The sequence below is a fragment of the Bacillus sp. XB1 genome, assembly GCF_053557995.1.
The window spans coordinates 856,596-869,332 of the sequence record NZ_JBNRIL010000002.1 but is presented as its reverse complement, the minus strand read 5'-3'; the positions used below and the strand labels follow the sequence as shown (position 1 = coordinate 869,332).

12 protein-coding genes are annotated in these 12,737 nt (G+C 35.2%); 3 read left to right on the top strand and 9 right to left on the bottom strand.

Annotated features, from left to right (window positions below):
- Positions 1 to 23: 23 nt before the first annotated feature.
- On the bottom strand, positions 24 to 1,073 hold the full coding sequence (gene coxB / locus ACK1U5_RS19910; protein ID WP_448814835.1) for a cytochrome c oxidase subunit II: 1,050 nt from the start codon (positions 1,071 to 1,073) through the stop codon (positions 24 to 26).
- Positions 1,074 to 1,166: 93 nt separating this feature from the next.
- A complete protein-coding gene (gene ctaB / locus ACK1U5_RS19905; protein ID WP_001015056.1) occupies positions 1,167 to 2,090 on the bottom strand; it encodes a protoheme IX farnesyltransferase in 924 nt (307 codons plus the stop codon).
- A 497-nt stretch (positions 2,091 to 2,587) separates the two neighbouring features.
- Between ctaB and ctaA the strand changes: the two genes are divergently transcribed.
- The gene (gene ctaA, locus ACK1U5_RS19900; RefSeq protein WP_001188744.1) at positions 2,588 to 3,523 is read left to right on the top strand and encodes a heme A synthase; all 936 of its coding nucleotides are present in this window, start codon (positions 2,588 to 2,590) and stop codon (positions 3,521 to 3,523) included.
- An 83-nt stretch (positions 3,524 to 3,606) separates the two neighbouring features.
- Here ctaA and pyc read toward each other — a convergent pair whose 3' ends face one another.
- The 3 genes from pyc to ACK1U5_RS19885 all read right to left on the bottom strand — a co-directional run bounded on the left by pyc (position 3,607) and on the right by ACK1U5_RS19885 (position 8,977).
- Entirely contained in the window at positions 3,607 to 7,053 is a 3,447-nt protein-coding gene (gene pyc / locus ACK1U5_RS19895; protein ID WP_000164093.1) for a pyruvate carboxylase, read from the bottom strand.
- A gap of 332 nt (positions 7,054 to 7,385) precedes the next feature.
- Positions 7,386 to 8,564 (bottom strand): FtsW/RodA/SpoVE family cell cycle protein, encoded by a 1,179-nt coding sequence (locus tag ACK1U5_RS19890; RefSeq protein WP_000758413.1) that lies wholly within the window; start codon positions 8,562 to 8,564, stop codon positions 7,386 to 7,388.
- Positions 8,565 to 8,689: 125 nt separating this feature from the next.
- A complete protein-coding gene (locus ACK1U5_RS19885; protein WP_000135694.1) occupies positions 8,690 to 8,977 on the bottom strand; it encodes a YlaN family protein in 288 nt (95 codons plus the stop codon).
- A 155-nt stretch (positions 8,978 to 9,132) separates the two neighbouring features.
- On the opposite strand from ACK1U5_RS19885, the gene ACK1U5_RS19880 reads away from it, so the two are divergent.
- Positions 9,133 to 9,630, top strand: a complete 498-nt coding sequence (locus tag ACK1U5_RS19880; RefSeq protein WP_001289809.1) for a hypothetical protein — start codon at positions 9,133 to 9,135, stop codon at positions 9,628 to 9,630.
- 31 nt (positions 9,631 to 9,661) lie between these two features.
- Here ACK1U5_RS19880 and ACK1U5_RS19875 read toward each other — a convergent pair whose 3' ends face one another.
- A complete protein-coding gene (locus tag ACK1U5_RS19875) occupies positions 9,662 to 10,990 on the bottom strand; it encodes a PhoH family protein (protein WP_000358083.1) in 1,329 nt (442 codons plus the stop codon).
- Between the two features lie 246 nt (positions 10,991 to 11,236).
- Positions 11,237 to 11,692 carry a pyridoxamine 5'-phosphate oxidase family protein gene (locus ACK1U5_RS19870; protein WP_000024597.1) on the bottom strand — a complete coding sequence of 152 codons (456 nt, stop codon included), beginning with the start codon at positions 11,690 to 11,692 and terminating at the stop codon, positions 11,237 to 11,239.
- Positions 11,693 to 11,837: 145 nt separating this feature from the next.
- On the opposite strand from ACK1U5_RS19870, the gene ACK1U5_RS19865 reads away from it, so the two are divergent.
- Positions 11,838 to 12,038 (top strand): YlaI family protein, encoded by a 201-nt coding sequence (locus ACK1U5_RS19865; protein WP_002082250.1) that lies wholly within the window; start codon positions 11,838 to 11,840, stop codon positions 12,036 to 12,038.
- 35 nt (positions 12,039 to 12,073) lie between these two features.
- Here ACK1U5_RS19865 and ACK1U5_RS19860 read toward each other — a convergent pair whose 3' ends face one another.
- Positions 12,074 to 12,349 carry a hypothetical protein gene (locus ACK1U5_RS19860; protein ID WP_001258147.1) on the bottom strand — a complete coding sequence of 92 codons (276 nt, stop codon included), beginning with the start codon at positions 12,347 to 12,349 and terminating at the stop codon, positions 12,074 to 12,076.
- Positions 12,350 to 12,364: 15 nt separating this feature from the next.
- Positions 12,365 to 12,667, bottom strand: coding sequence for a YlaH-like family protein (locus tag ACK1U5_RS19855; protein ID WP_069604770.1), 303 nt, complete (start codon positions 12,665 to 12,667; stop codon positions 12,365 to 12,367).
- Between the last annotated feature and the right edge of the window lie 70 nt (positions 12,668 to 12,737).

Sequence of the window (12,737 nt, the reverse complement as noted above, 5' to 3'; positions counted from 1 at the left end):
TCCCCTTCGCGAATAGTCCCTCTTTACTTTTCAACTTTTAACGTTTGTAAGTATGCATTTAATGCATCAATTTGATCATCCGTTAAGTTGCCATATTTGCCAGTCATTTTGTTTCCTGGCTTCATATTTTCAGGATCTTTCAGCCATTTTTTTAAGTTTTCTTCATTGTTTTCGGCAATACCGGCAACCATATCGCGATCCGCAAAGTTTGCTAAGTTTGGTGCGATACGAGCGGAAGGTGGTCTACTATCATTAGATCCAACTGCGTGACAACCAATACAGCTTTTATTAAATATTTCTTGGCCCTCTTGCGCCTTTGTTGAAGCTACTTCTTTCTTCCCATCAATCTTCTTCATATCAGCAAGCCATTTTTTGTACTCGCTTTCATCTAAAGCTTTCACTTTAAATTGCATTAAAGAATGTGATGGGCCGCAAAATTCTGTACAAAAACCATTATAAGTGCCCGATTTATCTGCCTTTAACCACATTTGGTTCACATTGTCTGTATTTGTATCCATTTTCCCTGCTAAAGATGGAACCCAAAATGAGTGTTTAATATCGGCACCCTTCAAATTTAAATACACTTTTTTACCTGTGGGGATGACCAAATCTTGCGAAGTTACTATCTTTTCTGATTTATAAGAAAATTCCCACCAATAAAGATTCGCTGTTACATCAACAACGATAGTATCTTTATCAATATTCTTTTTCTCCATCGCACTTACATCAGCAAGTTTGAATGTATATGTAACTGTTGGAACAGCTAAGATTAGTAAAAGAATAATCGGAATAACTGTCCATATAATTTCTAGCTTGTGATTCCCTTCAACTTGCTCTGGAATATAATCTTCCTGACCTTTCTTTTGTCGGAAACGCACAATTACATATAAGAAAATAATAGTAACTACTAGTACTACTCCTACCATGATTGCACTCGCCAGTAGAAGTAAATCATATTGCATTTTTGCTACTTCTCCTTGCGGAATTAAAGTAGATTGAAAGGCTTTACCGCATCCCCCTAACAGTAAAGCCAGCAGTGAAACGAACGAAAGCAGTCGCCACTGTTTCTTCATACAAACAACCCCCACTTTCCTTGTGAATTAGATTGTACTTTATAGTTAAGTAAAGTAAATCTCAACGTAAAGAAATCCAATTATGTCGTTGTCTTAGAAGAATGTAACTACAATCATTGATACAAATAAGATTGTTAAATAATTTAGGGAATAAACAAACATTTGCACGGACCATTTGATGTCATCTTTCTTACGGAAGCCATAAAATCCTAAAACGATCCATCCGATGTTAAGCAGTGTTGCAATTACCATAAATGTTATCCCTAGTCCACTCATATAAAATGGTAGTGGTAATAAACATACTGTCCAAATCATAATTTGGCGTTTCGTAATTTCAAATCCATGAACTACAGGAAGCATTGGAATTCCTGCATTTCGATATTCATCAACACGTTTCATTGCTAATGCAAGGAAATGTGGGATTTGCCAAATAAACATAATTAAAAATAACATCCAAGCAATTGGATGGCCTAAAGATGGATCGATTGCTGCCCATCCAATTAAAGGAGGAACTGCACCAGATATACTACCTACAACAGTATTTAGTGTATACTTTCTCTTTGTCCATAAACTATATAGAACAACATATGTGAAAGCACCAATAAATCCCATTAAGACTGCCATTGGTGTTGTTAATAATAAAAATACAAAACCAAGAAGTAATATGACTAGTCCAAATGTAAGTGCAAATCCTGGTTTATACTTTCCAGTAACCGTTGGACGGGTCTTTGTTCTTTCCATTAATGGATCGATGTCTCGATCAATGTAGTTGTTTAAACAACATACCCCTGCCATAATTAATCCTGAACCAACGATTGTAAAGAATAACTTATCCAGATTATCCATTACACTTAATCCATTAAAGTGTAATGCCAACCAAAATCCTGTAAATACAGTAAGTGTATTTGAGTTTACAATCCCCATTTTAACGAGTGCTTTTAAATCTTGTAACCGAGTTGTTTCCGGTACACTTGTAACAGCGGACTCATCATGCAGCTCACTTGTTGCATGGTTCATCACTCTAACCCCCTCTTAAAACTTTCATCTTTCTTTTTGCGCCTATTTCAAATGAAATAATTCGCTTCTATATAGCAATATTATTACAGTAGAAACATTGTTAACTCATTCTACTACTAATCTACGCCCATACTCCAATATATTAAATCATATTTCCCGAACATTTTGTGAAGAAAACATGAACTTTTTGTGTCGAATATAAAAAACTTCATTCTGACTTGTCCTTATCATAACATGATGTTACCTTCTATAATAAACTATTTTGTCCTATTTAACACGTATTCTCCCCATTTCTTTTCAAAATAGCCTATTTTTCACCCAAAATTTTCCTTGCGAACCCTGTTTTTACACCTATTTTCTCTCCCTTTCCTTCCCCCTCCATTTCTTTGCTATTTTATTATTTTTTATATATCATAGGAACTAGCGCGTTTTATTCTATACATAATGGAATGAAAATATTTCGCAATAACTTCATAGCAGAAAGATGGTGAAAGAGATTGCAACGCTTTATTAAATGGTTAGCAGTCATTACAAGCCTTGATTTATTAATAGTTTTATTAGGAGGCGCTTTAGTTACAAAAACAGGTTCTGGTCAAGGTTGTGGTAAATCATGGCCACTTTGTAACGGTGAATTTGTTCCATCTAATTTATCAATGGAAACTATTATTGAACTTAGCCACCGATTAACATCAGGATCAGCTGGAATTCTTGTCACTCTACTTTGTATTTTGTCCTGGAAATATTATAAACATGTGCGTGAAACAAAAACGTTAGCAATTTTATCCTTCGTATTTTTAGTTGCACAAGCATTAATGGGAGCAGCAGCAGTTGTTTGGGGACAAATGCCAGCTGTACTTGCTATCCATTTCGGTATTTCCTTAATTTCATTTGCTTCTGTCATTTTATTAACGTGTCTTATCTTTGAAATTGACCAAAAATTTGATGCACGTTCACTTATTATGGACAAAAAAATGAAATTTCATATTTATGGTGTAACAATTTACAGTTATATCGTCGTCTACACAGGTGCTTTAGTACGTCACGAACGAGCTAGCTTAGCCTGTCCAGACTTTCCTTTATGTAGCAAAAACAGACCTATGCCAACTCAACTACATGAATGGGTTCAAATGGGCCATAGGGTTGCAGCGATGTTAATTTTCGCTTGGATACTATACGCCATGATTCTCGCTATTCGCCATTACAAGCAGCAACCTGTAGTATATTGGGGATGGATCATTTCATTTATCCTTGTTACACTTCAAGCTGTAGTAGGAGTTTTAGTTGTATTTACAAACGCTAGTTTAGCGATGGCATTGTTACATTCTCTATTCATTTCTTGCTTGTTTGCCGTACTATGCTATTTAGTTATGTTAGGAACAAGAAGTAAAGTGAATGCAAAAGAAGCCGAATCAACTTCTAAACAAACAAAATAATTTAAAACTAAAATCCCTTGCCAATTCGGCAAGGGATTTTTTGCAATAAAAAAGAGCTGTATTTACACAGCTCTTTTCTTATTTTAGTGATCTAATTCAATAAGTAAATCACCCGTTTGAATCGCATCACCATCGTTAACATATACTTTCTTTACTTTACCATTGAACGGCGCTTGAACTGTCGTTTCCATTTTCATCGCTTCTGTAATTGCCATAGAATCGCCTTTTTTCACTTCGTCGCCTTCTTTTACAACTACTTTAATTACCGTTCCTGGCATCGTTGCACTAATATGATTTGGATTCTCACGGTTTCCTTTCACACGTTGTGCAACTGTTGCTTTTACACTCTCGTCTTTCACGATAATTTCACGTGGTTGACCGTTAAATTCCAAGTAAAGAACGCGGTTTCCATCCGGCTGAGGTTCTCCAATTGATACTAGTTTAACCATCAATGTTTTACCCTGTTCAATTTCTACATCAATTTCTTCACCTAGTCTCATACCATAGAAGAACGTCGGTGTATCAAGTACAGATACATTTCCATAAAGCTCAGCAACTTTTTCATAATCCATAAATACTTTTGGATATAAAGCATATGCCACTACATCAAAAATCGTTACTTCGCGTCCAAGTTTATGGAATAATTCTTCTTTTAACGCTTCGAAATCTACTGGCTCTAGTAATTCACCTGGTCTTACTGTTAATGGCTCTTTCCCTTTTAAAATAATCTTTTGTAATTCTTTCGGGAAACCACCGTACGGTTGACCTAAATCACCAGAGAACATTTCAACAACAGATCCTGGGAAGTCCATCGCATGTCCACGCTCTAAAACATCTTGTTCTGTCAGATGGTTTTGAACCATAAATAATGCCATATCACCAACAACTTTTGATGATGGTGTTACTTTTACAATATCTCCAAACATGTCATTCACACGGCGGTACATTACTTTCACTTCATCGAAGCGATCTCCTAAACCAACCGCCTTCGCTTGTTGCTGAAGATTACTATACTGCCCACCCGGCATTTCATGCATATATACCTCTGTATGAGGCGCATTCATACCACTTTCAAACGGTGCATAGTATTTGCGTACATCTTCCCAATAGTGAGATAGTTTTTCTAAAGAATCTATATTAACATCTGGTTGTCTTTCATTTCCGCCTAACGCATAGTATAGCGTGTTCGCACTTGGTTGTGACGTTTGACCAGCCATAGAACTCACTGCTACATCGACGATATCAACACCTGCTTCAATTGCCTTCGTATACGTTAATATACCATTTCCACTCGTATCGTGCGTGTGCAGATGAATTGGAATCGACACTGTCTCTTTTAATGCAGAAACTAAATCATATGCTGCATTTGGTTTTAGTAAGCCCGCCATATCTTTAATTCCTAAAATGTGAGCTCCTGATGCTTCTAACTCTTTTGCTAAATTTTTATAATAATTTAAATCATATTTACTACGCAGTGGATCATGAATATCCCCTGTGTAGCACATTGTTGCTTCTGCAATTTTACCAGTGTCTCGTACAGCGTCAATTGCAACTCTCATGCCTTCCACCCAGTTTAAACTATCAAAAATACGGAATACATCAATGCCTGCTTGAGCAGAACATTCCACAAATTTTTGAATTAAATTATCTGGATAGTTTTTGTATCCAACTGCGTTTGAAGAACGAAGTAACATTTGGAATAACACGTTCGGCATTTTTTCACGAAGATCTAGTAATCGTTCCCATGGATCTTCTTTTAAGAAACGATACGCAACATCAAACGTTGCACCGCCCCACATTTCCGCTGAGAATAGGTTCGGTAACATTCTCGCTGTTGGCTCCGCAATTTGATGTAAATCTTTTGTACGAATACGAGTTGCAAGTAATGACTGGTGTGCATCACGGAATGTTGTATCCGTTAAAAGTACACGTTTTTGATCCTGTACCCATTTTACTAATCCGTCCGCTCCACGCTCGTCCAAAATTTGTTTCGTTCCATTTTGGATTGGCTCTGAATGTTTTAAACATGGAATACGAGCATCTGGGAATATTGGTTTTTCTTTTTTCCCTACTCCTGGGAAACCATTTACTGTTACTGTACCAATGTAATTTAACATTTTCGTTCCACGGTCTTTACGTTTCGGGAACAAGAACAATTCAGGTGACGCATCGATAAATGAAGTATCATATTCTCCTGATAAGAAGTTTTTATGCTTTACTACATTCTCTAGGAATGGAATATTTGTTTTAATACCACGAATACGGAATTCTTTTAAGTTACGTTCCATTTTTGCAGCAGCTTGCTCAAAAGTAAGTGCCCAAGTTGTAACTTTTACAAGTAAAGAATCGTAGTACGGTGTAATAACTGCACCTTGGAAGCTATTTCCTGTATCAAGACGTACACCAAAACCACCGCCTGATCGATACGCCATAATTTTTCCTGTATCCGGCATAAAATTATTTAGCGGATCTTCAGTTGTTACACGAGATTGAATTGCAAATCCATGTACAACTACTTCCTCTTGCTTCGGAACACCTACCATTTTGCTATGTAATGAATGTCCATCAGCTATTAAAATTTGTGATTGAACAATATCTACTCCCGTAATCATTTCTGTAATCGTATGTTCTACTTGAACACGTGGATTTACTTCAATAAAGTAAAACTCATCATCTTTTACAAGGAATTCTACTGTTCCTGCATTTAAATAGTTTACATTTTTCGTTAACTTCACAGCAGCATCACAAATACGCTGACGCAGATCATCTGAAAGTGATACACTCGGTGCAATTTCTACAACTTTTTGATGACGACGTTGTACAGAACAGTCACGCTCGTATAAATGAACAACATTGCCTTCTTCATCTGCTAAAATTTGTACTTCTATATGTTTAGGTTTTTCAACGAATTTTTCGACGTAAACTTCATCATTACCAAAAGCTGCTTTCGCTTCTGATTTCGCTCGATTATATGATTCTCCTAATTCCTCACTAGTACGCACAATACGCATACCACGACCGCCACCCCCAAGGGATGCTTTAATAATAATCGGGTAATCATACTTTTCAGCAAATTTTTTGACTTCTTCTAATGAATTTACTGGACCATCACTACCAGGTATAACTGGAATTTGTGCTAGCTGCGCTTGTGTTCTTGCTTTCACTTTATCTCCAAACATATCTAAATGCTTACTTTTCGGACCGATAAAGATAATTCCTTCTTCTTCACAACGTTTAGCGAATTGAATATTTTCTGACAAGAAACCATATCCAGGGTGGATTGCATCTACATGATTACTTTTTGCAATCTCAATAATGCCTTCAATATCTAGATAAGCATCAATTGGTTTTTTTCCTTCCCCAACTAAATAGGACTCATCGGCTTTATAGCGATGATAAGAACCACTATCCTCTTTAGAATAGATTGCAACTGTTTTTAATCCAAGTTCCGAACAAGCTCGAAACACACGAATTGCAATCTCTCCACGGTTAGCTACCAATACTTTTTGAATACGTTGCAGCTTTGTCATGATTTTCCCCCTCTACTTTCCTACCACTCTAGAGATAAAATATATACACACCTTAAAAAGCGTGAAGTTCTTCACTTTCCACATTATATTATACTTAGAAAGCTTCACTTTATTTTTATCCATCATACCTTATTTTCTAACAAATGATAAGTTTTCTGTGCAATTTGTTTCACAAAAATAGTATAGCATACCTCTTCCTTTTCTAACAACTTAATTGTATATCACATTTAACTTAATGTGATATATCTTTTGACTGAAAGAGAAATTAGTACATCATATTTAAGACTACTTAAAAATAAAAAACACATCATGCTCTAAAGCACAATGTGTTTTTATTTTACAACTACAAGATGTGGCCCATTTTGTTCTCTTTCTTTCATTACACCATTCTGTTGTTTCTCTTGTCGTTTCACGTGACTAGCAATATTGAGTAGTATTCCCATTGCAAGTAGATTAGCTATTAAAGAACTTCCACCATAACTAATAAACGGTAAAGGCACTCCAGTAAGCGGTATTAATCCAGACATACCACCAACATTAACAAAAGTTTGTACTCCTATTAAACTTGCAATTCCGATTGCAATTAAACTTCCAAAAGGATCGTTACATTTTTGAGCAATCCTGAATGAACGAATAATAATAAGTAGCAAGCAAATTAAAATAATAGCTACACCAATAAAACCTAATTCTTCAGATATAATAGCCATAATAAAATCTGTTTGAGGTTCTGGTAAATAACCATATTTTTGCACACTATTTCCTAATCCTCGACCATTTAGCCCTCCTGAAGCAATTCCAATAAAAGAATTTACTAATTGGAATCCATCATTCTGAGGATCATTGAATGGATCAAGAAAAACTGAAAAACGTGCCTTTTGATATCCACTTAATTTATAATTAGCCAAAAAATATAGAGCTGGAATCCATACTATAGAAGTTAAAACAATTCGTTTAATCCATAAATTAATCCTTACTCCTGAACAAAGAAACATAATCCCTACTGTTCCTGCAATTAACAAATCGGTACCTAAATCATTTTGCTTTAAAATTAAAAACATTGCCATTCCAACAAAACCAAGTGTAAGTCCCGACCCTTTAAAAACAGGTGTATTTGTTTCTTGTCTCCTTGCAAAAAAGCGAGCTAATATAATAATAATCGATAATTTAACAAATTCAGCGGGCTGTATACCTAATATCCAACCTTTTGCACCATTTATTTCCTTACCAAAAATCAAGGCTGCTGCTAGTAAAGCAATACTCCCTAGCCCCATCGCCGATAAAATTATTCGTTTTCTCCAAAACTTATAAGGTAACGAAGCTACAATTACTAACAATACCGTTCCAATAGCTAAAGTTATTAATTGTTTTTTAAAAAAGTAATTTGCCGGCCAGTTATGCCTCGAAATCGCAACAATGGAACTAGAACTATATACCATTATTACTCCCAGCACACATAAGATAACAAGAGGAAGTAATAATGAATAATCCATTGATTTCCATACTTTTTTCATTTCATTTCCTCTTTCTGTTTCAATTTAATTATTGTTGTATTCCATATGTACATTGATTCTTCCTGCTTTATTATACAAATAAAAAGCTCAAACTAATTTAGTTTGAGCCCCCTTATTTGAACCCGTTATTGTTGTTTGTTTGTAAATGCTTCATGAAGTGCAGATAACTCACGTTCGAGCTCACCTAACATTGCTTTCCCTTGTTCTTCTGCAATAAGACCAAGGCGAACCGCAAAATCGACCTCGCGGGATAGTCCAAACATTTGTGTGTCTAACACTTCTTCATATAATGGACATTGCGGCATTGTAAGATGGTCCATTTGCACCTTAATAAGTCTTAAAATCTTCTCTGCATCCGCTTGTAGAAGGGCTAGTGCCTTTTCCTGATGATTTGCTACTGTCTCAGACGCCAAATTGATTCCCTCCGTTTCCGTCCTACTCTCCTCTATCCTATCTATTAATATTAGCGATAGTTTTAATAAATTGCAATAGAAACATTTTTTGTGACAACAGTGTCTAATACTATTATACTGAAAAGTGGGAGTATAACACAAATGGGGGAACAACAATGAGCGAAATTTTATTTATTAACGGAAAAGTACGTTTTCCAATCACTATTGATCCAACTGTTTGGATCTTTGATGATCGAAAAGTAGATTTGACAACTTACTTTGATGAAACTAGAGAAAACACGTCTGAACTAGAAACTTATTTAAAAAACACTTCAGAACATTGGGATCGCGAAATCCGTGATGGTGCCGCTTTTCCTCCAATACAACAAAGTGTGAAGAAATATAAAAAAGAACAGCTGATTACTGGAACATTTGGTATACCATTTCATCCATTTCTTGCTAACGCTGAAATTTTAGAGGACGCTACGCAAGTTGAAATTGAAACGGTAGATCATACAATGACACTTCCATTAGAAACTGTCAAAAATGCTATACTAGGCTTTTCAAAAGAAGGAAAACCATTAAAAGAAGACGGACCTGTTCATCTCTATTTCAATGATGGATCTAATCAACAAAATCCAATCCGTAACATCCGTAAATTTACAATTATTTAAAGAAAAGGAGTGAGCTTAAGCTCACTCCTTTTTACAATAAATCTGCTGCTAGTTGAGCTAAATTAGATCGCTCACCTTTAACAAACTTCACATGACCACTAATACGCTGTTCTTTAAACTTCTCTACAACATATGTTAAGCCATTATTATATTCATCTAAATATGGGTGATCAATTTGCTGAGGATCTCCCATCAATACAATCTTACTCTTTTCCCCTACCCTAGTTAATATCGTTTTCACTTCATGCTTTGTTAAATTTTGTGCTTCGTCAATGATAATGAACTGATCTGGAATACTTCTCCCGCGTATATAAGTAAGGGCTTCTACTTCAATCGAACCCATTCCAGCTAAAATAGCATCTAACTCTCCTGGCTTTTTCGTATTAAATAAATACTCTAGGTTATCAAAAATTGGCTGCATCCATGGTCTTAACTTTTCTTCTTTTTCTCCTGGTAAATAACCGATATCTTTTCCGACTGGAACAATTGGTCTTGCCACAAGTAATTTTTTATATAACCCTAAGTCTTCTGTTTGCATAAGTCCCGAAGCTAACGCAAGTAACGTTTTTCCTGTGCCGGCTTTCCCCGTTAACGTTACAAGCGGAATATCTTCACGAAGCAACAATTCTAATCCCATAATTTGCTGCACGTTTCGTGGTCGTATCCCCCATACTTGTTCATTGTGAAAAATAAGTTTCTTTACCTTCTTACCTAAGTGATCCACAATGCCAAGAGCAGAACTAGAGCCCCCTAATGCATCTTTCATCACTACAAACTGATTTGGGTAAAAAGGATGATTCGCAATTTCAGATAGAGGCAATTCACCTTTCTCATAAAAATAATCCAATTGTTCTTTTGATATATATCCTTCTAAAAAGCCAGAATATATATTTTCTACTTCAATTACGCGATCACTTAAATAATCTTCAGCCTTCAAACCAATTGCATCAGCTTTTACCCTTACGAGTACATCTTTACTTACTAAAATAACAGACTTCCCGTCCTCTTTTTCCTGTTCTTCTAAAGATAGATTTTTTGCTACAGCTAAAATTCGATTATCATTTGTTTTTTCTACAAAAATATCTTGTAGTTGCACGAATGAACGATGGTTCAATTCAATACGAAATGTTCCGCCGTTTTCTAGCGGGATACTTTCATGCAGCTTTCCTATTTCACGAAATTTATCTATTAACTTAGATACATAACGAGCGTTTCGTCCTACTTCATCCATATAACGTTTTTTCGAATCAACCTCTTCTAATACAACTGCTGGAATCACTACTTCATTGGTTTCAAATGAAAAAATAGATAAAGGATCCTGCAAAAGTACATTCGTATCTAACACATAAATTTTATCCAACCTGTTACCCCCTGACTCCACTTTTAAATTTGTAGAACAAGGGTTTCATCCATACAATATGGACGAACCATTGTTATAATTATATGTACCGTGTAAACGAGGTAGAATCGAAAATCATAGTCATTAAACCTTTTATTTATTCTTTATTCATTTCTATTCAATATATTACTTTTTATTATAATTATTAACGTTAAATCACAATAACCGATTACAAAAGTGAATAAACGAATTTCCTATTTAGCATCTTTATAATTCTCTTATCCCTACTAACACTTCATTATCCAGTTTTTTCGCTGCCCGAAGATCATATGTTTTTTCATATGTTGGTTCAATTGCAAGTTTCGCTCCATAAAACATAACATCACGCACTTCTTGCACATTTACTTCTATTACAGTTAATTTTAAAGAAATACCTTCCATTCTATCTGTCAAAATTTCACCTGCACCACTTATAGAAAATACGGATTCATTCGCCATTATAGTCAATACCACACCTGTATTATGCCGTATATTTTCCACAATACGTGAACGTTGATCTACTGCAAATCGAATACTAGTTTTACTCACTGCATACACCCAAGAAATAGCACTTACGTTAGGAACTTGCTTTTCGAAATCTGTCGTTGCTATCATAACAATACACTCTTTACGCAACGTTTGTACTAAATCCTCTGTTAAGGTAGGCTCTACTACATTCGCCATATTTTCACCTCCAAACATACTTGGTATATCCTTATCATAACTTATTTTTTGAATTGCGAAAATATTATTTTTTCCCACTATTATTCAAAAACATTATACTTCCATGATATACTTATACTGATAGAATTCGTATTGAGGTGACGAAATGAGAGTCAAATGTATGATTTGTGATAAAAAAGATATGTTAGATGATGAAAATCCTATGGCAAAAAAACTGCGTAATCGCCCTATTCATACATATATGTGCATGGAATGTTCGGAACGAATTGCAGAGCGTACAATGGAACGTCATGCAAGTGGTAATTTCCGATTATATCGTGATAAAAAAATCGAAGATGATTGGTAAAATGTAAATAAGTCCTTACTCATATAGATAAGGACTTATTTATATTTTTCTGGTTCACGATTCATCTGATCCAAAAAACAATCAATGGCTTCTAACGGAAACCTTGCAGATTTCCGTTCTCCATTCATTTCATATGTAATTAAATACATTTCCTCGTTCTTTTCGACTTCCACATTTCTTAATTTATGTTCTTCATATATCATATTTTGAAATAACAAATATGTTTCTTTTGCAGCACTATCATCTGGGCGTGCTTCCGCAACTGTTTTAATTGTTAACCAATTATATAGTGCATCTTGTACTGAACGCATGAAAACTCCCCTTCCTTATCCTGCTTTTTGTTGTTTCGCTTGACGCAAACGCACTCTATAAATTCCAAGTACAATTGCCGCTACAACAAGTCCTTCTCCAACAGGTAAAAACACAGCAAAAAAGGTTAATACTGTGCATCCAATTGCTAATGATATGTATATCACAATATTTTTTAGTACAGACAACTTTCTAGCAAACCCTAAATTATAAACGAGAGCACTTAATATAATAATCGTCCCATAAAGTAACCACATTCCTAACTCTGGATTTTCATCTACCTTACACATTTTTGCAAAAAAAGACATCCTTTCTAACACACTCTTCCCCCCTAGCAGTAAAATGCAATTTTCTTTATACACTTAATACAAGAGTAACTCGCAAAAAAAA

Coding starts and splice junctions, on each gene's coding strand:
- ACK1U5_RS19870 (WP_000024597.1), bottom strand. CDS start 11,692: ATGGCGAATGTAGTAGAGCCTACCTTAACAGAGGATTTAGTACAAACG.
- coxB (WP_448814835.1), bottom strand. CDS start 1,073: ATGAAGAAACAGTGGCGACTGCTTTCGTTCGTTTCACTGCTGGCTTTA.
- ACK1U5_RS19880 (WP_001289809.1), top strand. CDS start 9,133: ATGAGCGAAATTTTATTTATTAACGGAAAAGTACGTTTTCCAATCACT.
- pyc (WP_000164093.1), bottom strand. CDS start 7,053: ATGACAAAGCTGCAACGTATTCAAAAAGTATTGGTAGCTAACCGTGGA.
- ACK1U5_RS19865 (WP_002082250.1), top strand. CDS start 11,838: ATGAGAGTCAAATGTATGATTTGTGATAAAAAAGATATGTTAGATGAT.
- ACK1U5_RS19890 (WP_000758413.1), bottom strand. CDS start 8,564: ATGAAAAAAGTATGGAAATCAATGGATTATTCATTATTACTTCCTCTT.
- ctaB (WP_001015056.1), bottom strand. CDS start 2,090: ATGAACCATGCAACAAGTGAGCTGCATGATGAGTCCGCTGTTACAAGT.
- ACK1U5_RS19860 (WP_001258147.1), bottom strand. CDS start 12,349: ATGCGTTCAGTACAAGATGCACTATATAATTGGTTAACAATTAAAACA.